Consider the following 20,446-nt stretch of genomic DNA (forward strand, 5'->3'; position numbering starts at 1 on the left):
TTACTTGAAAGGATTAGTTAAGTTTAAGCAAGTTCCAAAAATGGAGCCTTATATTTTTAAAAATATCTCATTCTTAACTTAGTTGATTGACTGAATAGTTTAAATATTTCAATTCTATAGATGGAATTCAACAACCTAAAATGACCTGCATTATATGATCACCGGAGAATTAAAATCACAAGTAGATAAAATTTGGAATTCCTTCTGGACGGGAGGAGTGGCCAACCCGCTCACTGTTATCGAGCAACTCACCTACCTCATCTTTATCCGAAGGATAGACGAGATGGAAACCCTCGAAGAGAAGAAGGCCAATCAAATGGGCATTGACAAGCAGCTGGAGTTTTTCACTGCCGAGCAACAGAATTTCCGATGGAGTCATTTCAAGGACAAAGATCCCGAGACTATGTATGCGCTCTTTACCCGTCCTGATGCCAATGGGCTAACTGTCTTTGAGCACATGAAGCAGATGGACAAGAAGGCTGGTGCTTTTGCCGAGTTTATGAAGGGAGCCACTTTTATGATTCCTACTGCTCGCTTGCTGGATCAGGTGGTGCAAATGGTCGATAAGATCGATATGCAGGATCGAGATACCAAAGGAGATCTGTATGAGTATTTGCTTTCTAAGATTGCCACCGCAGGGACCAATGGACAGTTTCGTACCCCAAGACATATCATCCGCATGATGGTGGATATGATGCAACCGCAACGGGAAGATACCATTTGCGATCCTTCTTCCGGTACAGCAGGTTTCTTGGTTTCTTCTGCGGAGTATGTGTATGAAAACCATGAAGATTGGTTCTTGTATAGCGACTTCCGAAAGCACTTCCACAACCAAATGTTTACTGGGGTTGAGTTTGATGCGACCATGCTACGTATCGGGGCGATGAACTTGCAATTGCATGGGATCGAAAACCCGCAGTTAATCGGGAAGGATGCACTCAGCGAAGCCAATGAGGATCAAACCAACTTGTATTCCTTGATACTGGCTAATCCACCTTTCAAAGGAAGTTTGGATTATGATGTAGTAGAAAGCTCTTTGCTGAGTGTCACCAAGACCAAAAAGACAGAGCTTCTGTTTATCTCCCTGATCTTACGGATGCTGAAAGTCGGTGGACGTGCAGCAGTGATTGTGCCAGACGGCGTACTCTTCGGTTCTTCCAATGCGCATAAAGAACTACGCAAAACGCTAGTGGAGGATCAAAAGCTCGATGCCATTATTTCCATGCCCTCAGGGGTTTTTAGACCCTATGCAGGAGTAAGTACAGCGGTATTGGTATTTACCAAAACCAATAGTGGAGGTACTGATAACGTATGGTTTTACGATATGCAAGCCGATGGTTTTAGCCTGGATGATAAGCGTACGCCGCTCCTTATCAAAAACGAAACAGTGGAAGAGGAAATAGCCGCTGCGTTGGGTTTGGGAATAGCCGCCGAAGAAAGAGTGCCTTACGGTCAGAAATCTTCTGAAGAAGCCCATGCCAAGAACAATATCCCCGATATCCAGAACCGCTGGCAAAACCGAGAAAAGGAAACAAGCAGAGCTCGAACAGAGCAAAGCTTCATGGTGCTCAAGTTAGAGATCGCTAAAAACGACTATGACCTCAGCATTAACCGCTACAAGGAGATTGTCTATGAAGAGGAGGAGTATGATAAGCCTGAAGCTATTATAAAGCAAATTGAATCTCTGGATAAAGAGAGGATTCAAATTTTAACTGAATTGAAAAGCCTTTTATGATTATAAGAAAATTCACATCACTTTTTAAGGATATAACTGGAGGAAATGTTAAGGTTAAGAAATCTGAATACTTGACTTATGGCAATCATCCGGTTATTGATCAGGGTAAGGGCTTAATTGGAGGGTATTCTGACCTTAATCGTACAGTTAATAGAAAAGGAGAGGTTATTGTTTTTGGCGATCACACCGGTTGCTTAAAATTCGTTGATTTTGATTTCTTATTAGGTGCCGATGGGGTTAAAGTAATTCAACCTAATTATGATGAGGTCGATACCAAGTATGCCTATTATTTGCTTCATAAAGTCCATATTCCTGACACTGGTTACGATAGAAAGTTCAAATATCTTAAGAGGACAGAAATCCCTATCCCTCCCTTAGCCACGCAAAAGAAGATAGCGGCCATTTTAGATGCAGCGGATGCCCACCGCCAAAAAACTAAGCAGCTCCTCGCCAAATATGATGAACTCGCCCAAAGCATCTTTTTAGAGATGTTTGGTGATCCGGTCACTAATCCGAAGGGGTGGGAAGTTAAGAAGATGGGAGAAGTGCTTGAATTAATTACTTATGGCCTTACTGTGAGACCTAAATATCATAAGACTGGTGTTCCACTTATTTCTGCAAAGGAAATTAGATCGGGGTATTTAGATATGGAAAATGCTGCTAGGATAAGCAAAACAGACTTTGATTCTTTATCTCAAAAAGGTAGACCAAATAAAGGTGATATTTTATTTTCTAAAACAGGTAGTATTGGACATTGTGCTCTGGTTGAAAATCAAGAATTGTTTGCTATAACTCAAAATGCAGCTCGGTTGGTATTCAATAAATCTGTTTACAGGAAATATGCGATTTATTACCTAAGGTCAGATTATGTCCAGAATTTATCTAAAAGACTGGCAAAAGGTAATGCTGTTAAAGATTTGCAGCTTGGAGATATGAGGGAAATTAAATTTTTAATGCCACCGGAAAATCTTCAATCGGAATTTGAAGAAATAGTCAATTCTGTAGAGGCTCAAAAAGAAATATTGAACCAAGAGATTATAAGTTCTGAAAACCTCTTCAATAGCCTATTACAAATAGCTTTTAAGGGGGAGTTGGTGAGTTAATTTATACTTTAAAAGCATGGATTCGGAAAAGGAACTTGAGGAGATACTAGATTCGATAAACGCTTATATCAAAGAGATATTTAAGCTAGGTAAATGGATGCTAGAAGCAAATCCAAACTTGTATTCTTATGACCTTTTTTGTACCGCCATCTTGAACCGAACGGTGAATTTTCACAAAGCATATATTTCTCTCCTCAAGGATAATAATTTTATTGCAGCAGCGCCATTGGTGCGAATACATATGGATTCCCTTCTGAGATTATTCGCTTCAAGGATAATTGATTACAATGTTGATGAATTTGCTAATAAGGTGTTGAACGGAATGCGCATTGTGGACCTAAAAGATAGAAACCAAAAAAAGATGATTGATGGACATTTGGTCAATGAGTTATCAAAATTACCGGACATGGCTTGGGTTAAAGGCATATACAAGCAGGGAAGCGGTTATGTGCATTTTAGTAATTTGGTTACTCAGCAGTCATTCGGAATTAATTCCAAGGAGAGTTTATTGAATGGAATTATAAGAATGAATGATGACTTGGTTCCTATGGAAGAAAAAATAGCAGCTTCAATTACCATGATGAAGATTTCGAATAAGATAGCTGAATTTATTATGGATTGGGTAGAACAGAAAAGATCTTATAATCAAGAAATCGAGTAAAATGCAAAAATGTAATCTTCAACAACCACAAATAGGAACGCTCTTGTCTTGCAGAGATTCAGGGGAAAATAGTATGCAAAGATAAATGAGCAATTTCCAGTTTATATCGACCGAATTTCCAGAAATAGCAGACCGGGCTATAAAGGCTGAAGCTTTTGCTTTGACCAGTCCCGTGGAATCTTGCTTCAATGCAAGAGCTGCCTTGGAATTGGGCGTAAACTGGATGTACGAAAATGATGCAGACCTGGAATGGCCCTATGATAAAAAGCTGGCTAGCCTGATGCATGAGGCAGGTTTCAAAGAGATCTTTGATCCCTATGGAAATCTGTTTCACGAACTCCATCTGATCCGAAAAATAGGAAACAATGCGGTCCACAATCAGAAAGTAAAGCCTGAAGATTCTGTTCATTTGCTGAAATGTCTGTTTCGATTTGCTGCTTTTTTGGTGGCTGCCTATGGAGAGGCCGAAGTACGGATTCCTGATTTTAATGATGGGTTAATTCCTACAGGGGATGAACTAAAGAAGAGCAAAAAAGAAATCGAGCTACTTCGTGAAAAGCTGGCGAAGCTTGAAGAACAAAATGATAAGAAGCGACTAGTTCTAGAAGAAAAAGAAGAGGCAAATGAATTGCTTCGCATTTCCAATTTAAAGCACCAAGAACAGCTCAAGGAACAACGGAAGGCCCGAGAAGTGGAGGCCATACCTCATGCTTTGCCAAAAGCTCCTTCGGAAGCCTACACTCGAAAGTTATACATCGATGCAGCCTTAAAAGATGCAGGATGGACCAAGCTTAGATCAGGCTATGAATTGGAGTTTGAAGTCAGTGGTATGCCGCTCTCCACCAACCCTACAGGGCTGGGCTATGTGGATTATGTGCTTTGGAGTGACAATGGTCTTCCTTTAGCAGTAATTGAGGCAAAGAAGACCACGCATGACGCTAAAAAAGGCCGACATCAGGCCTCGCTTTATGCAGATTGTCTGGAAAAGAAATTTACCCAGCGCCCATTGATCTATTATACCAATGGATTTGATTTTTACCTATGGGATGATTTGTTCGCACCGGATAGAAAGGTGAGTGGGTTTATGACCCAGAATCAGTTAGAGCTGGCTATCAGAAGACGCAAGGACCGAAAAGACCTGAGAGACTTCAAAGTAGACCTTGCTATTACGGGTAGACCTTATCAGACAGAAGCCATACAGCGAGTGGCGGAAAATCTCTCTGTCATCAAAGACGGTAAGCTCAAGCAAAGGCATAGAAAGAGTTTGCTGATCATGGCCACCGGGAGCGGGAAGACTCGGACAGCGGCATCTATTGTAGACATGATGGTGAAGTGTAATTGGGCAAAGCGAATACTCTTTTTGGCTGATCGGAATGCCTTGGTCACCCAAGCAAAAAATGCGTTTACAGAGCATCTTCCAGAGCTCACAAGCATCGATTTGACCAAAGAAAAAGAGAATGATTCCACTCGATTGGTATTCTCTACCTATCCGACTATGATGAATCTGATCGATAGAGCTAGAAATGGAGAAGGTCGTTTTTATGGCGTAGGGCATTTCGATCTGATTATTATTGACGAAGCGCATCGATCCGTTTATCAAAAGTACAGAGCCATTTTCCAATATTTTGATTCTTTTCTTTTAGGCTTGACAGCCACTCCCAAAAAGGATGTGGATCACAATACCTATGAACTTTTTGATATTGAAGATGATAATCCAACTTTTGCCTATGAGTTGGAAGAGGCAGTTAAGGATGGGTTTTTGGTTCCACCCAGAGCGATAAGTGTCCCACTTAAATTTATGCGAGAGGGTATCAAATATTCTGAGCTATCCGAAAAAGAGAAGTTGGAATACGAGGAGAAGTTTGGCGACCCGACCAATGAGGAAGCAGAAGCAGGAATTGATAAGAGCCAATTGTATAAATGGCTATTTAATTCCAATACAGTTGATCAAGTCCTGAATCATCTGATGACCTCAGGGATCAAAGTGGATGGAGGAGATAAGATCGGAAAGACCATCATCTTTGCAAAGAATCATAAACATGCGGTTTACATAGAAGAGCGGTTCAATAAGAATTACCCGGAATATTCAGGGAAGTTTTGTAGGGTGATTGATAACCAGACAGAGAAAGCACAAGATATTCTCGAACGCTTCAAACTCGACAAGGAGGAGAAAGAGCCGCAAATCGCTATTTCTGTAGATATGATGGATACTGGGGTGGATGCTCCACGAGTGGTGAATTTGGTATTCTTTAAGCCGGTAAGATCGGTAGTTAAGTTTTGGCAAATGATCGGGCGAGGCACTCGATTAAGGCCTAATTTATTTGGCCCGGATCAGCATAAGGATAGTTTTTTGATATTTGACTACTGCGAAAACTTCGAATTCTTTGAACTCAATCCAGAAGAAAGCAAAGGTAGCGTTGGTATTTCTTTGACCCAGCAAGCCTTTCAATTGAGACTAGACTTAGCGCTAGCACTCCGGAAATCGACAAGTAAAGAAGAGAATGAATTTGCAGAGGAGTTGATTGACTTGCTTCATGCTCAAGTGGCCTCCTTGAATCAGGATCGATTTGTGGTCCGACATCATTTAGAATTTGTAGAGAAATACAAAGCAAAAGACCAGTGGGCAGACTTGGGGCCTTCGAAGCTTCAGGAAATAGGGACACATATCATCCCCCTTATCCTATCAGATGAAGATGACGATGTATCAGCCCGAAGGTTTGATGTCCTGATGTTGAACTACCAATTGGCATTGATAGGAGGAAGAATAACCAGCAGATATGAAAATAGAATAACCACAGCCTGTAGGATACTCGAAAGGAAAGGTAACATACCTTTGGTAGGCGCAAGAATGCCGATGATCAAGAGTGTCTTGAATGGCTTCCTACAGCAGGCGAGTGTGATCAATCTGGAAAAGATTCGGGATACGCTTCGAGAACTGATGCAGTTCTTGGATGCGATAGATCAGCCAATGGTTGAGACGCATTTTCAAGACTATTTGGATCTTACAAAAGTGGAGGAAAAAAGCCTTGTAAAAGAAGCTCCTCTGGAACCGTATAGAAGGCGGGTGGAACGCTACTTAAAAGAGCACAAAGATCATTTGGTGATCAGTAAAATCAAATCCAATATACCCATCACAGAAGCGGAGCTAGCCCAACTTCAGGAGATTTTCTTTAATGCAGAAGAAGTCGGATCGAAAGAGGAGTTTGAAAAAGAAGGCAAAGGAAAAACCTTGGGACTTTTCATACGGGAATTGATTGGATTGGATAAAGAAGCTGTACAATCAGCCTTTACGGATTTTATACAAGCTCAAAACCTAAATGCAACGCAAATCAAATTTATGGATCTGATCATAGGTTATCTGACTCAAAATGGAGTGATCGATAAACGAGCGCTGTTTGAATCTCCATTCAAAGACTTGAATGATAGCGGACCATTTGGCCTGTTTGACGATGCCCAGGTGACGAAGATCATTAGCATCTTGGATAGGATTAATGGGAGCGCCGGTGTGGGTTAGGGAGAATGATTTTTTTAGTGAATTAAATGTTTGAAATATGAATATATATAATAAAAATTATAATTTTATTCTTTTAGAATGGTATACATTTGAAGAAATACTTCCGGATTTTTTTAGCGAATTGCCTTGGGATGAAATATCAAGAGATGAGCATATAGATTATATTTTTGATAGATATTTAGATTATTGGAATATAGAAATTTTGATTACTAATAAATTTATTAAATGGGATCTTCATAAAATTAGTCTTTTCAAGGATCAACTTTTTGGCCGTATTGAGTGGTCAAATAATTTATTTTTATGTGATTATTTATATTTTTTTAAAGATAAAATTGAAGTTCCGGTAAGGATAAGAAAAGAGCTTTCTGTTAAAAAAGTAGAACTATGTACAATAGATAAATATCCTCAATTCTTTGAATTTGGAATTAATTCGGAAAGTTATTCTATTTCTCGATTGAAATCAAATAAACATTTTTTTTTTAGGGATGCAAACATATCTTTTAATTCACAAATTTCTGCGGGATCTAGCGACATAAAATTTTTACAAAAATTTAAGCAACAATTGGACTTTTGGTCAATTGCTCTTTTTTGGAGATTAGATATTGAAGTTATAGAAGAGTTTGCCGACTGTTTTGATGTTATTCGACCATTTTCCCATTATTTGCAAAAAGATAGTGATTTTGGATTTAACCATAAGTATTCCTTTAGATCAGGATGGGAAAATTTATTAACCAATCCGTATACGCCACTAGATGGGAAATTTTTTAAATTATTTGGAGATAAGAAAATAAAAAACACAAATACTTTATATGAGCGACAGCTTACTTGGTACTTTGGCTCCGATCAAGAACTAGACAATTATATAAACGAACAGGAGAAATCAGATTTCAATTGGATAACAGTAAACGATTTGAGTGTAAAAGTTTTAATAGGATCAAGGGATTACTTTGGAATAAGAATAAATACCTTGGAATGATATTTTTGGACCAAGGGATGAAGGTTATGAGGCTTGGAACGGAAGATGGAAGGATGGCAATTATCCCGATAGCTCCTACAGAGGAGCAAAAAGCCATTGTAGAAAAAGTAGAATTATTTATGGCAAAATGCCAAGAATTAGAAAAAGAAATCAGTAAAAGTAAGTAACATGCGCAGATGCTAATGCAGGCAGTGCTGAAGGAGGAGTTTGAAGAGTGAAAAAAGATGGATAAACTGTTGAGTTTTATTTTAAGATTTGGAACATGGTTGTTTGAGACATATGAGATCATAATTATATTAATACCAACCATCCTAATTATTTCATACGGTACAGAATTAGGTGCTGAAGGAATAGCACTTTGCGGAGGAATTATGCAGGTTGGAGGAGCATTATATGGAATCTTAATTTACTCAGATTTAAGGCAATATTTTTCAAAACCTACACTTTGGAAACTTTTAAAATCATGGGTTAAAAGATGTCCATTTTTGAAAAAGGATATCACAGTAATGGCTGGAAATGTTGTTGGGTCAATGAGCATTGGAAGTGCAAAAGCTTTAGTTTGGAGCTCCGATGATCCTAATTTGCCACTTGAGGAGCGAATTAACCGAATGATAAGAAATCATAATTACTTAAGGATAAACTTAGATTTAGCTGAAGAAACTATTTCCAAACAAAACTTAGCAATTACAGGACGAATCGAAAAATTAGAAAGTACTCTTTCTTCAGAAATCAGCCAGGTAAACTCTAAACTTGAATCCATTCATACGGAGGATTTTCTCTGGGCGTTGACAGGTTTACTTTATATCCTTATTGGAACTGTGTTTTCAAATTTTGCTGAATACATTTTATGATTAACATAAATTTTAGTTTTAAGGTAATATAAAAAAAACAGAAATGCTTATTAAAAAAAAATGAGCTCTGGAGGGCAAGATCGGCCAAAGTGAACAGAAATTTAAGAAAATTTATAGGGATATTTCCTTTCTTGAATTTTACTGCGGTTAAATGAAAACTAGTGAAATTGTTTTATCAATAAATCTCAAAACTGCTTGATTTCAACCGAAAGTGACAAGTGAATTACTCTTTAAGAATAAATTTGAATTCAATTTCAAAGGTACTACAAGCGTCTTTAAAAAATTACATCTTAATATGAAGTGGACTATTTATGTATTAATCTCATTTTGTGTTGGTTTAATTTCCTGTGGAAGAACATCGCAAGAATATGTTTTAAGTCAAAATGATGAACAGATTGTTGATAATTCTTCAATTGATAGTGCCCTTAAATCGGAGTCAAATAAAATCGATTTAAAAACTGCGGAAGAATATGTTGAAAGAGGTATTTTAAAAGATGAACACTTGGATCACAATGGAGCAATTGAGGATTTTAATAAAGCTCTAGAGCTTGACTCAACCTATGCAAGGGCTTATAATAATAGAGGAATTTCTAAAGGTTACTTGTTGGATTATATTGGGTCAATTGCTGATTTTAACAAAGCTATAGTTATTGATCCAACCTATACAAGTGCTTTTAATAATAGAGGGATTTCAAAAGCTTACCTTTTTGATTTTCGAGGAGCAATTTTAGATCATACTGAAGCTATAAAAATCGATTTAGAATTTGCTGAATCATATTACTATAGAGCAACTGTTAAATGTAAACTTCATGATTACGTAGGAGCAGTGGCGGATTTTACTATTTCTATAGAGTTGAATCCAAATTATGCTGAAGCGTACTATGACAGAGGTGTGGCGAAACATATCTTACAACAAAAGGAAGCTAGCTGTTTGGATTTTTCTAAAGCGGGTGAATTAGGTCTTTCCCAAGCATATGATGAAATTAGGAAATTTTGCAACTAATAGGATGAATTTTGTACATGGATCTAAAAGCTAGGAAATCATTCATATGCAAAACGATTATTTTTGGTATTGGCAAAATACCCTAGCGAATATTTACCTTTTGTATATTAAGAGACTGAAATCTGGAGAAAAGTAACAATTGTATTACTAGCATGGACTTCCACAGGATTGGGAAGAAATGGAGTATATGGAACTCTTAGAAGAGTGTAGGAAATTGATTTCAAAGGTGATTCGGGATGCGTATTTTATGGTGAGGGGCTGATCTTCCTTTATTGACAATCTAGTTTAGTTTTGGTAAATTATAACAAATTAAGCCCTTTATGACAGCCAAAGAAATCTCCTTCGCAGAAAACTACCTTTGCACCTTCAATGCAACTGAAGCCGCAAAAGCAGCCGGATACAGCGAGCGGTCTGCAAGACAGATTGGTTGTGAAAACCTGACAAAACCTTACATTCAAGCATACATCAAGAATAAGAGTCAAGCAAGTCTTGAGAAGCTTGAAATTACTCAAGAACGAGTATTAAAAGAATTAGCAAACATTGCCTTTTCAAATGTTACCGATTTTTTTGAAGACGATTGGGCTCTGAAGAAATTGACAGATATACCTAAGTCAAAATCTGCAGGCATCAAAACGCTAAAGAAAACCCAAACAGGGGTGATGGTGAATATGCATGATCGACTCGGTGCTTTATTGAAACTTTGGGAGTTGGTGAAAGATGAACAAGACCGAAAGTGAATTGGCTAAACTAGGCGAAGGAATTCTTCACCCGATTGACCAAGCAATAGCGTATTGGGTGTCAAAGAATTCTCTTTATAAGGAGTTTTTTTATCAAAGGAAGTTTGTTTCCCATTTGGTAAACCTTGTAAAATTATGTCCGTTTGGCATGAAGTTTTTTGAAGATCAATCTGAATCTTTTATTGATGGTTTGGTGGTATTTAGTAAGGGGTATAGCAGGAATATCCCTAGTAGCATGCAATTAGGTGAGGATTTAATGAAGCCTATGATGGATAAAGTTATAGGTTACTTATCATCTGAATCTTTTCAAAAATTTGTTTTAAGTCAACATATTTCCGGAGATGAGAGGGTTCCCGTTAAAATCCCAGAAATTTTTATAACTGTCAATGAATTAATTCTTTTTCTTAGGAGAGAGAATTCGATAGTTTTTGAAATTGGAGGTATTAATAAATTGAAACAAGATTACGTTTTGGATAAAATTGATGGCTGGGGGCTGAACGGTGAATTTGGAGAAAAGATAAAAAAGCTAGAATCCATATTGTATCCTAATATATTTAATCCTAATGGTTTTCTGACTTTTGATTTAATCTTTCGTGATCAAAAGCAAAGCGGGAAAGGTGTTCAATCGGATATTGTTTATTTCTACCATAGATTGAAAAATGACGGGCTTATCCATGCTAAAGTCGAAGTGTTTAAGACATGGTTTGAAAGGATGTACCCTGAATTTCCATTGATTGAGCGATTTCACTCATTAGATAGAATTAAGGGTACTTTTGAGAGAAAAGAAAGGTATTCAAGTGCTTTGAATATTATTAAATCTAAAGAAGTATAATTTTTTTCTTTGTACAGCAAACTGTACAAACTGGTTAATTTCTTGCTGCCTCATCAGACATAATAGGGTATGCAAACCATCCAAATCACTCAACTATCACCGGAACAATTCGAAGAATCAATCCGGAATGCGGTTAAATCCCAAATTGATTCCTTAAAAAAGGAAATCAATCCAGTTAAGCCAAAAGAAGAGTATCTCTCTAGAAAAGAGGTAGCAGAGCTTTTAAAGATCGAATTAAGCACTTTACACAATTGGTGCAAGAAAGGAAAGCTCAAGCCTTATGGCATAGGGAATAGGGTTTACTTCCTTCGGTCTGACATTGAGAAAGCATTGGTTCCACTTAATCAGGTAAAGTGATGCAGGCTTCTAAACACTTAGACGGGCAACAACCATTTTTATCCGCAGATAAAAAACTTAATCCCTTCAGGGAAAATAAAGTAATTAAGATTGATCCTCAGTTTGAGGACTTACAGAAACCTGAAACGTTTATAAACCATGTTCTGGAATTAACCAAAACAACAGCTCCCCCACACGCTGAAATATTAGGGCAGTTACTTGAACAGTTTGAACCTTTGGACTTTGAGGCAATGGCAAACCCTCATAATGCCGAAAACTTTAAACTAAACAATAAACATTACACCGTTTTATCCATAGAAAATGTATTACAAATAGCTGAAAAAAACCGTTGGGGATTGTGTAAAAACCACGATTTCATTTATCTATTTAATGGTACTTTCTGGGATGTGCTTGACAAAGAAACATTCCAAAAATTTTTGGGGATAGCAGCCGAAAAAATAAGCGTCCCTGAAATTACTGCTAAATACCACCGATTTAGAAAAGAGCTTTACGAACAGTTTTTAGCAACAGCCTATCTCGAACCAAAACCGACGTTGGCTGATAAAGTATTAATCAACCTACAAAATGGTACGTTTGAGGTAAGCCCAAACGGTACACAGTTAAGACCGTTTGACCGTTCAGACTTTCTTACTTATCAATTGCCATTTGAATACAACCCACAAGCAAAAGCTCCTTTATTTGAAACTTATTTAAATAAGGTCTTGCCCGACGGAGAACGCCAAAAGGTTTTAGCTGAATATTTGGGTTTTGTGTTCATTAAACACGGGAGTAATAGACTGAAAGAGGAAAAGGCGTTGGTACTTTACGGTACTGGGGCAAATGGTAAGTCCGTATTCTTTGAAATTGTTAGTGCTTTACTAGGATCAGAAAACACAAGTAATTATTCATTGCAAAGCCTTACAAATGATAACGGCTATTTCAGGGCGAAATTAGCCAACAAGTTAGTAAACTATGCAAGTGAGATAAACGGCAAACTAGAAAGTTCAATATTTAAACAGTTGGTTTCAGGCGAACCAGTTGAAGCCCGTTTACCTTATGGCGAACCTTTCACGCTGAAACAGTACGCCAAACTAATATTTAACTGTAATGAGTTGCCCAAAGATGTTGAACATACTAACGCCTATTTTAGAAGGTTTTTAATTATTCCTTTTGATGTAACCATACCTCCACAGGAACAAGATAAACAACTACACACCAAAATAATTGAAAAGGAACTTTCAGGCGTTTTTAATTGGGTATTAGACGGCTTAAATAGACTATTGAAGCAAAAGCGTTTTACAGATTGTGAAGCAGTTAAACAAGCCGTTGAGCAGTACAAAAGCCAGTCAGATAGTGTAAAAATGTTTATTGATGAAAACGAATACCAAAACAGCCCAACCGATTACAGGCTTATAAAAGAACTTTATACAGAATACAGGGGCTATTGCATTGAGGACGGTTTTCATCCCGTGAACAAATCTAATTTCATCAAACGTCTTTCAGGTTTCGGGGTGTTAGTTGATAGGCTTAACGTGGGCAATGTAGCGTATCTGTCAAACGGTAAAAGACCTTTTTAATATGAATACTGAACACCGTTACATATTTGAAAAAGGCAGTAAAAAGAGCCATTGCCCTGAATGTACTAAAAAGCGTTTTGTAAGGTACATTGATACAAAAACAGGTAAATACTTACCCGAACAGTACGGGCGTTGTGACCGTGAAAGCAAATGCTGTTATTTCTTAAACCCATACCAAGACGGTTATGCAAAATCTATTTGGGAGCAGGAACAAGGAAATAAAACAAACTGGAAGCGACAATTTCCAACACAGAAAAAGAGGCCTTTAAATAAGCTAAAAAGTGTATTTATTCCCTTAGAAGTTTTCAGCCAAACCCGTACAGGATATGAAAACAACGTATTTATTCAAAACCTACTAACGCAGGTTCCCTTTCCTTTTGAAGTGCAGGATGTTGAAAAGGTTATTTCATTGTATCATTTAGGTACGGTTCAGAACGGCTACAGGAAGGGCGCAAATACTTTTCCTTTTATTGATGTAAACAACAATGTAAGAGCCATTCAGGTAAAGCAATTTGATGAAACAAACCACACCATTGGCACGGATTTTTTACACTCAATAATAGAGAAACACTACATCCGAAATAATGAGCCATTGCCGAATTGGCTGGAAGCTTACAATAAAAATGAAACAAAGGTTTCCTGTTTGTTTGGCGAGCACATGTTAAGTAGATATCCAGACAACCCTGTAGCATTGGTTGAAGCCCCTAAAACAGCCATTTACGGTACGTTGTATTTTGGTTTCCCTGAGCAGCCTACAAACTTACTCTGGTTAGCTGTTTACAATTTGAGCAGTTTAAATCTGAACAAATGCAAGGAGTTGAAAGGTAGAAGTGTTTTTTTGTTCCCTGACTTATCAAAAGAAGGTAGAGCCTTTAACTCATGGTGCGATAAACTAAACAAGATCCAGAAAAATTTACCTGGCACATACTTTCAAGTATCGGAATTACTTGAACAGTTAGCAACTGAACAGGACAAGGAGAAAGGAAAAGATATTGCTGACTATCTCATAGAACAGGATTGGCGACTTTTCAGAAAGCACTACAAAAGAGAAGAGCCAAAAGTGAAGTTGGTATCCATTGAGACCTCAATCCGTGAAAAAAGTGAAAAAAGTGAAGCCTTAGAAAAAACTTTTTTTTCTCAGCCTGCTAATGAAATTTTAACAAAAGCGAACGTCCAGAACCTAACAAAACTTACCATTAGAAATGAGGTTAAAGAAAAATATAAAAACTGGGATCAAGAAATTGCAGAAATAGAAGGTTACTTTTCTAGAAATGAGGGTTCTAAAATTCCGGTTAAGCTGAATGATTGGAGTACAATTACCAATTTTAGTCAATTTCTTGAAAGCCATCTTTCAATGGTTAAATCAAATAATGGAAATCCAACATACAGGGTTTACTTAGAAAGATTGATAGATTCCATGAATATCTGATTCGAAAAAAAGTTTTTTAATCACGTTCACTTTTTTCACCATTTTCACATATAATTAAATGAAGAGATATGGACTCTTCCTCGCTTTTTTAAGCCCGAGATTAGTTTAAGTAGAATTGCTTCCTGTTTAAGTCTGGACATCAACTGGGTATTATTTGAAAGAAAAATCTCCACTACCATTCGGGAAGCCATACGACAGATTTGAGGAATTTCTGAAATGTTTGCCAATAGTTTGCCGAAAAATGCAAAAACCCCTTCAAAATTGCTCTTAAAGGGGTTTTCTGTACCCAGAGCCGGAGTCGAACCGGCACGCCTTGCGGCATTGGTGTTTGAGACCAACGCGTCTACCGATTCCGCCATCTGGGCATTCGGTAAGTCTTGCTATTCGCTTGACTCGGCCCCGTTTCTTATCGAACGGGCTGCAAATATGAAAACAATTTCTTTTTCCTCCAACCTCAAGGATTCACTTCCTGCAACTTTTTTGAGCTGAAAGCTACTGGTCTTGCTGCGAAAAGCGCCTTTGTAAAACCCCATACTGTTTTAAAAAGCTCAGAATCACGGTATTGGTTTAGTGCTTTTTCACTTTCCCAGTGGCTGTAAGTCAAGAAAATATTTTTTGCATTTTCATCCTGCCATAGCTCTAAATGATCACATCCTGGGAAATTCCTGATCGACTGCTTGTTATTCTCGAAATTCTCAAGAAAATCTTCCACCCGATCTTCCTGAAATGTCATCCTGACTATGCGTACTAACATTAAGCTTCAAAATTTATATATACTACACTGTCGTATTTTAAACCAAGCAAACTGCCTCCTTGTCCATGATAGATTCCAATTTCCAAAAGATCCAAACTATTAAAGAATGCAAAGCAATCTCCTGGCTCCACCTGATCGTACCCCTTGTTGAGTTTTGTCAGTGTTTCTCTTCCAAAATCAATCGTGAATTTTCCGGGATTTAGTTTGTCGAAAATATCTTTGCGAATGTTGGTAATGAGATTACCATATGGATCTACTCTCAATACATGACCGATGATTTGTTCGCGAGTTGCCTTTGGTTGCCGAGACATCAACTTTCTGAAATTGGTCAATGGCCCGCCAAAATCATGAATTGAAGCTCCGTTAGCTACTTTACCAGCGATTGGGGCTAGAATATCCTTGGCGGGAAAAGTCGAATCTTTTAAATGTATATCAGCAAATTGGACCATGATACCAGGATCTTGATCCGCTAAAAGGCTTAGGATCCCATTGTTTGGCCCGATAAAAATATGCTCTTCCAGCTTTATCCCGATGTACCCATGTGTGATACTCCCTGTTGTATTCACTGCGACGAGGTGAACCGTGCCTTTCGGGAAATCCCGAAAAGAGGATCTGAGAACAAATGCTGCATGAGCAATATCAAATGGCGCGATATTATGAGATAAATCAATAATGTTTAGCTGCGGATTAATTGCCAATAGTTTGGCTTTCACCGCAGGTACGTAATAATCTTGATCCCCAAAATCTGAGAGGAATGTCACTAATGCCATAGAAGCAAGTAAATTAAAATTTTGTACTTTTGTTAAGGAGGGATTCGAACAAAAATAGAAATTTTAATCTTTAGCCCTTAAAGAAAATTTAATCAATATATCAGCTTGGTCGAAAAAGTAATCACTTTAGAAAATGTCCCCCTGGCAGAATTTTTAGGTCAGGCAAATGAGAACATTAGGCAAATTGCCGCAGCATTCCCCCAAAGTAAAATAATTTCAAGAGGTAATGAAATTCGAATTCAAGGTGGAGCCCCTGAAATCCTTCGGATAAACGATGTTATCAACCTTTTGCTATCCCATTTTGATCGATTTGGTCACCTTACTCCTGAAAATGTTAAAGACTATCTCGATGTGGAAGGAATTCCTTTTGAGGAGGCTAATCGGGATCAAGTTATTGTTTTCGGAAACAAAGGCCTTGTCATCAAACCAAAGTCCCCTAATCAAAGGAAGCTTGTGGAAGCTGCCATGAAAAATGATCTGGTCTTTGCGCTGGGACCTGCAGGTACTGGAAAGACCTATATCGCTGTAGCATTGGCGGTGAGGGCTTTGAAAAATCGCGAAGTGAAGCGAATCATCATTACTAGACCTGCGGTTGAGGCTGGAGAAAATCTAGGTTTTCTCCCAGGGGATCTCCAAGAAAAGTTAGACCCATACTTGAGACCAATCTATGATGCACTCCAAGATATGGTTCCTCCGGAAAAGCTTAAATATTACCAAGAGACAAGGGTGATTGAAATTGCTCCTCTGGCTTACATGCGTGGTAGAACGCTACACGATGCGTTTGTCTTGCTTGATGAGGCTCAAAACACCACGAGCGAGCAGATTAAAATGTTCTTGACTCGAATGGGGCCAAACTCCAAGGTAATTATCACCGGAGATCAAACACAAGTGGATTTGCCAATAAGGCAGAAATCTGGTTTATCAGAGGCGCTCAAGATTCTGAACGGAGTAAAGGGAATAGGTGTGGTGAGTCTTAGCGGCAAAGATGTGATTCGACATAAATTGGTAAAAGCCATTATTGAGGCTTATGAAAAAGATGAAGCAGTCAAAGAAATAGCGAAAAGTGAGTCTACAAGTAGAAAAAATAACTGATCAGAATGAGTTAAATTCTGCTTTTAAGATCCGTAAAGAGGTTTTTGTAGTAGAACAGAAAGTGAACGAGGTAGATGAAAATGATGAATTTGAAGATTCAGCTTTTCACTTTTTAGCTAAGCTTGATGAAACTCCGGTTGGCACGGCCAGATGGAGATTTACTGAAAACGGAGTTAAACTAGAGCGATTTGCCGTTTTAAAGGAATTCAGAGGAAGGGGCATTGGTCAAGCATTAGTCAGATCGGTAATGGCTGATATTTCTACTCATCCGAACACACATTCCAAAACAAAATATTTAAACTCCCAATTGATAGCAGTTCCTCTCTATGAAAAATTCGGCTTTCAGAAAGTAGGAGATATTTTTGAGGAATGTAATATCTTGCATTTTAAAATGGAACGGAGCTAGGTTTTCAACTTTACCTAAACGAAATAATCATGAAAAAAATAATTTTATCCTTTACGTTAATTTTGGCTTTCGCTTTCAGCGGATACAGCCAGGATGTTATTTCGAGTAGCAGCAGAAATACAGGTGATTTCTCCAATGAAGTAAAAGTCAATTTTTTGAATCTGATCGTATTAGCATCCATTGAATTTGGGTATGAAAAATATTTATCAGAGGATCATTCACTGGATTTACAACTTCACATCAACGATCGATTTGGTTACAATTCTCAAGGCGGAGATAAGAACTACAAGACAAACTCGGTTCAAGCTTCCATGAACTTTTATTTTGGAGATAATGAAAATGGGAGATTTTATATTTACCCAATGGCGAAGCTTCGATTTGGAGATTTTGAGGAAGTGTTAGATGGGGATTTGGTGACTACCAATATGAACGCATTTATTCTTGGGGCAGGAGCAGGTTATAAGTGGGAGTTTTCAAATTTTGCTTTTGGACCTTATGCAAGTGTAGCACGCGGATTTAGCAGCGAAGTTTCTGACCGGTTTTCAGCGGTAGAGGCAAATGCTGGGTTTAGCTTAGGTTATAGATTCTGATCTATCTATAAAATTATTTTGAGGCCCTGTTAAGGGCCTTTTTTTTTGAGACTTTAATTGTAAATTAAGGTTTTAATTTTTTACAATGAGGTTTGCTGACTATCCATTTTTAAGATATCTCCCCATTTTGATTGGTGGGATATTACTTTCCAAGAGGATTTCATTTCCGGATTTTGGTTTGGTTCTCATTCTTTTGGGTGCAGGTTTATTGATATATGGTCTCATTTTATATAATTCGAAATTTCCAAGAAAAGGGCTTTTATTAGGAGAGATTGGGTATGTGTTACTTTTTCTGACTGGAATTTTTTTAGTCAGGTTAAATGAAGCTTCGAATGCTGCTTTTCAAAATTTTGTAACAGTTGAAGAATATGTAGCCGAAGTGACTCAATATGATGTAGCGAAACCCAATTCTTTTGAAAATTTGCTTCAAATAAAGGCGATTTTAAAAGATGGAGTTTGGATTGAATCGGATGAGAAAGTTCTGGTCTATCATCAAAGTGAAAGCCCGTTTTTGCCAGGGCAGATCATTTGGGTAAAGTCAGAGCCAGAACCTGTTTCGGCACCTTCAAATCCAAATGAATTCAATTACAAGGGGTTTCTAGCTAGAAAAGGAATCTATTCGCGGCAGTTTTTATCTAAAAATTTTGTCTTTTTAGATTCTTCCATTTCCACAAAACCTCAGCATGTACTTTCACACCTTAGGTTAAAGATAGGGACGCTTCTTCAGGATAAAATCCCCGATCCTGATTCAGAACAAATAGCTCTGGCACTTTTGCTTGGACAAAAACAGTATTTGGATCCAGACATCCGGGCTGGTTACGTTCAAGCAGGGGTGATGCATATTCTAGCTGTTTCAGGATTGCATGTTGGGATTATTTATGCGCTTTTTTTAATGCTTTTGAAGCCTCTGAAATTGAGTAAAAAATGGGCGAAGATTTACCTTCTTTTTGTAGTTCTTCTGATCTGGATTTATGCATTTTTAACTGGATTATCCCCATCAGTAGTCCGTGCAGCGACTATGTTTAGTTTGCTGTCATTGGGTCAAATGCGCGAACGAAAACCTTCTATTTTCAATATTTTGGCCTTCTCTGCCATGCTCATGATTGCCCTAAATCCAGATGTTATTTTCGAAGTAGGATTTCAGCTCTCTTATCTTGCAGTAGGAGGGATCGTTTTGATCCAACCTTTGATTTTGAACTGGTGGCTTCCATCCAACCGTTTTTTGGAGTACCTATGGCAGCTCACAAGCGTCAGTCTGGCTGCTCAGTTGTCCACATTTCCCCTATCCGTTTTTTATTTTCATGTTTTCCCCACCTATTTCCTACTTGGTAATTTATTAATCATTCCACTTGCCTTTATCATCATGCAAGTGGGTGTTCCGCTAATGCTGCTTGGTTGGATCCCTATAGTTGGGGATATTCTAGGTTGGATTTTATCCTGGCTGATTTGGCTACAAAATTCTGTCATACAATTAATTCAAATGATCCCCGGCGGAAAATTGGATCGCCTTACTATCGATTTCTCCAGTATGATTTTGATCTGGATATTTTTATTAATCTGGGCTTCTTGGGCTATGTCCAAAAGGAAAAACTTGATCTATTTTTTGGTTGTTTTAACCCTGATTTGGTCTGGAATTCAGTTGGAAAAAGAGGTTTCCAAGCCGTCTCAAGAGCTTTTAATCTACCAAAGCAAAGAGGGGTATGCCATAGATTATCATTTTGGGGGAAAGCTGTATTCTTGGAATCAAGGAATAAAAGCCGAAAGCTTAAGCTATTTGGTAGATCCAAATAGGATAGCAAATCAATGGAGTAGATTCCCCAATCCAATGTTTATAGTGTTTTCAGATATTGGTAAAAAATCAATTTTTCCTTCCCAAATCTATCTTGATGATTCTAAGAAGATAATCTACTTTGTCTCTCAAAAACCGAAAACAATGCAAGTTTGGACGGATGGAAATTGGGAGAAAATGAATCTAAGAGACTCGGTTACTATTGGAGATTCCGCTATTAGGATAGTTTTTTAGGCTTCCTTTTTGGCTTTGGATTTTTCTGAACCTAACTTCATGCAAAACAAGAATTAA

19 protein-coding genes and 1 tRNA gene are annotated in these 20,446 nt (G+C 37.8%); 17 read left to right on the forward strand and 3 right to left on the reverse strand.

All coding sequences use genetic code 11. From position 1 onward, the window contains the following. The first annotated feature begins 154 nt into the window (after positions 1-154). The 13 genes from P8O16_RS06535 to P8O16_RS06595 all read left to right on the forward strand — a co-directional run bounded on the left by P8O16_RS06535 (position 155) and on the right by P8O16_RS06595 (position 14,754). A complete protein-coding gene (locus P8O16_RS06535) occupies positions 155-1,735 on the forward strand; it encodes a class I SAM-dependent DNA methyltransferase (RefSeq protein ID WP_300312247.1) in 1,581 nt (526 codons plus the stop codon). Next, entirely contained in the window at positions 1,732-2,838 is a 1,107-nt protein-coding gene (locus tag P8O16_RS06540; protein WP_300312250.1) for a restriction endonuclease subunit S, read from the forward strand. Before P8O16_RS06535 ends, P8O16_RS06540 begins: the two co-directional genes overlap by 4 nt. Before the next feature lie 16 nt (positions 2,839-2,854). Then, positions 2,855-3,499 (forward strand): hypothetical protein, encoded by a 645-nt coding sequence (locus P8O16_RS06545; protein WP_300312253.1) that lies wholly within the window; start codon positions 2,855-2,857, stop codon positions 3,497-3,499. 85 nt (positions 3,500-3,584) lie between these two features. Beyond that, positions 3,585-7,013 (forward strand): DEAD/DEAH box helicase family protein, encoded by a 3,429-nt coding sequence (locus P8O16_RS06550; RefSeq protein WP_300312256.1) that lies wholly within the window; start codon positions 3,585-3,587, stop codon positions 7,011-7,013. A 37-nt stretch (positions 7,014-7,050) separates the two neighbouring features. After that, positions 7,051-7,989: a hypothetical protein gene (locus P8O16_RS06555; RefSeq protein ID WP_300312259.1), complete on the forward strand. Its 939-nt coding sequence runs from the start codon at positions 7,051-7,053 to the stop codon at positions 7,987-7,989. Continuing rightward, positions 7,986-8,156: a hypothetical protein gene (locus tag P8O16_RS06560; RefSeq protein ID WP_300312261.1), complete on the forward strand. Its 171-nt coding sequence runs from the start codon at positions 7,986-7,988 to the stop codon at positions 8,154-8,156. The genes P8O16_RS06555 and P8O16_RS06560 overlap by 4 nt, the downstream gene beginning before the upstream one ends. A 69-nt stretch (positions 8,157-8,225) precedes the next feature. Beyond that, positions 8,226-8,840 (forward strand): hypothetical protein, encoded by a 615-nt coding sequence (locus P8O16_RS06565; protein ID WP_300312263.1) that lies wholly within the window; start codon positions 8,226-8,228, stop codon positions 8,838-8,840. A 295-nt stretch (positions 8,841-9,135) separates the two neighbouring features. Continuing rightward, positions 9,136-9,843 (forward strand): tetratricopeptide repeat protein, encoded by a 708-nt coding sequence (locus tag P8O16_RS06570; protein WP_300312265.1) that lies wholly within the window; start codon positions 9,136-9,138, stop codon positions 9,841-9,843. A 320-nt stretch (positions 9,844-10,163) separates the two neighbouring features. Next, positions 10,164-10,580, forward strand: a complete 417-nt coding sequence (locus P8O16_RS06575) for a terminase small subunit (RefSeq protein WP_300312267.1) — start codon at positions 10,164-10,166, stop codon at positions 10,578-10,580. A gap of 1 nt (position 10,581) precedes the next feature. Then, the gene (locus tag P8O16_RS06580) at positions 10,582-11,412 is read left to right on the forward strand and encodes a hypothetical protein (protein WP_300312269.1); all 831 of its coding nucleotides are present in this window, start codon (positions 10,582-10,584) and stop codon (positions 11,410-11,412) included. A gap of 69 nt (positions 11,413-11,481) precedes the next feature. After that, positions 11,482-11,769, forward strand: a complete 288-nt coding sequence (locus P8O16_RS06585; RefSeq protein ID WP_300312271.1) for a helix-turn-helix domain-containing protein — start codon at positions 11,482-11,484, stop codon at positions 11,767-11,769. Continuing rightward, a complete protein-coding gene (locus P8O16_RS06590) occupies positions 11,769-13,325 on the forward strand; it encodes a phage/plasmid primase, P4 family (RefSeq protein WP_300312273.1) in 1,557 nt (518 codons plus the stop codon). Before P8O16_RS06585 ends, P8O16_RS06590 begins: the two co-directional genes overlap by 1 nt. A 1-nt stretch (position 13,326) precedes the next feature. Next, complete coding sequence (locus tag P8O16_RS06595) at positions 13,327-14,754, forward strand: DUF6371 domain-containing protein (protein WP_300312276.1); 1,428 nt, start codon at positions 13,327-13,329, stop codon at positions 14,752-14,754. Positions 14,755-15,037: 283 nt separating this feature from the next. On the opposite strand, the gene P8O16_RS06600 is transcribed toward P8O16_RS06595, so the two are convergent. From P8O16_RS06600 to P8O16_RS06610, 3 genes are all read right to left on the reverse strand, one after another. Further along, positions 15,038-15,119 (reverse strand) — tRNA-Leu (locus P8O16_RS06600). An 89-nt stretch (positions 15,120-15,208) separates the two neighbouring features. Beyond that, positions 15,209-15,508, reverse strand: coding sequence for a putative quinol monooxygenase (locus tag P8O16_RS06605; protein ID WP_300312278.1), 300 nt, complete (start codon positions 15,506-15,508; stop codon positions 15,209-15,211). Beyond that, complete coding sequence (locus P8O16_RS06610) at positions 15,508-16,278, reverse strand: SAM-dependent chlorinase/fluorinase (RefSeq protein ID WP_300312281.1); 771 nt, start codon at positions 16,276-16,278, stop codon at positions 15,508-15,510. The genes P8O16_RS06605 and P8O16_RS06610 overlap by 1 nt, the downstream gene beginning before the upstream one ends. A gap of 105 nt (positions 16,279-16,383) precedes the next feature. Here P8O16_RS06610 and P8O16_RS06615 point away from each other — a divergent pair, with 105 nt between their 5' ends. From P8O16_RS06615 to P8O16_RS06630, 4 genes are all read left to right on the forward strand, one after another. After that, a complete protein-coding gene (locus P8O16_RS06615; protein ID WP_300312284.1) occupies positions 16,384-17,370 on the forward strand; it encodes a PhoH family protein in 987 nt (328 codons plus the stop codon). Further along, positions 17,342-17,776: a GNAT family N-acetyltransferase gene (locus P8O16_RS06620; protein ID WP_300312287.1), complete on the forward strand. Its 435-nt coding sequence runs from the start codon at positions 17,342-17,344 to the stop codon at positions 17,774-17,776. The genes P8O16_RS06615 and P8O16_RS06620 overlap by 29 nt, the downstream gene beginning before the upstream one ends. Positions 17,777-17,805: 29 nt before the next feature. Further along, entirely contained in the window at positions 17,806-18,366 is a 561-nt protein-coding gene (locus P8O16_RS06625; RefSeq protein ID WP_300312290.1) for a DUF3575 domain-containing protein, read from the forward strand. Between the two features lie 85 nt (positions 18,367-18,451). Beyond that, complete coding sequence (locus P8O16_RS06630) at positions 18,452-20,389, forward strand: ComEC/Rec2 family competence protein (protein WP_300312293.1); 1,938 nt, start codon at positions 18,452-18,454, stop codon at positions 20,387-20,389. Positions 20,390-20,446: the final 57 nt, after the last annotated feature.

The sequence above is a fragment of the Algoriphagus sp. genome, assembly GCF_029254265.1.
In the GTDB taxonomy this organism is placed as follows: Bacteria; Bacteroidota; Bacteroidia; order Cytophagales; family Cyclobacteriaceae; genus Algoriphagus.

Excerpts from the sequence above, each read along its gene's own strand:
- P8O16_RS06535 (WP_300312247.1), top strand. The coding sequence starts at position 155 with ATGATCACCGGAGAATTAAAATCACAAGTAGATAAAATTTGGAATTCC.
- P8O16_RS06540 (WP_300312250.1), top strand. The coding sequence starts at position 1,732 with ATGATTATAAGAAAATTCACATCACTTTTTAAGGATATAACTGGAGGA.
- P8O16_RS06545 (WP_300312253.1), top strand. The coding sequence starts at position 2,855 with ATGGATTCGGAAAAGGAACTTGAGGAGATACTAGATTCGATAAACGCT.
- P8O16_RS06550 (WP_300312256.1), top strand. The coding sequence starts at position 3,585 with ATGAGCAATTTCCAGTTTATATCGACCGAATTTCCAGAAATAGCAGAC.
- P8O16_RS06555 (WP_300312259.1), top strand. The coding sequence starts at position 7,051 with ATGAATATATATAATAAAAATTATAATTTTATTCTTTTAGAATGGTAT.
- P8O16_RS06560 (WP_300312261.1), top strand. The coding sequence starts at position 7,986 with ATGATATTTTTGGACCAAGGGATGAAGGTTATGAGGCTTGGAACGGAA.
- P8O16_RS06570 (WP_300312265.1), top strand. The coding sequence starts at position 9,136 with ATGAAGTGGACTATTTATGTATTAATCTCATTTTGTGTTGGTTTAATT.
- P8O16_RS06575 (WP_300312267.1), top strand. The coding sequence starts at position 10,164 with ATGACAGCCAAAGAAATCTCCTTCGCAGAAAACTACCTTTGCACCTTC.
- P8O16_RS06585 (WP_300312271.1), top strand. The coding sequence starts at position 11,482 with ATGCAAACCATCCAAATCACTCAACTATCACCGGAACAATTCGAAGAA.
- P8O16_RS06590 (WP_300312273.1), top strand. The coding sequence starts at position 11,769 with ATGCAGGCTTCTAAACACTTAGACGGGCAACAACCATTTTTATCCGCA.
- P8O16_RS06595 (WP_300312276.1), top strand. The coding sequence starts at position 13,327 with ATGAATACTGAACACCGTTACATATTTGAAAAAGGCAGTAAAAAGAGC.
- P8O16_RS06605 (WP_300312278.1), bottom strand. The coding sequence starts at position 15,508 with ATGTTAGTACGCATAGTCAGGATGACATTTCAGGAAGATCGGGTGGAA.
- P8O16_RS06610 (WP_300312281.1), bottom strand. The coding sequence starts at position 16,278 with ATGGCATTAGTGACATTCCTCTCAGATTTTGGGGATCAAGATTATTAC.
- P8O16_RS06625 (WP_300312290.1), top strand. The coding sequence starts at position 17,806 with ATGAAAAAAATAATTTTATCCTTTACGTTAATTTTGGCTTTCGCTTTC.
- P8O16_RS06630 (WP_300312293.1), top strand. The coding sequence starts at position 18,452 with ATGAGGTTTGCTGACTATCCATTTTTAAGATATCTCCCCATTTTGATT.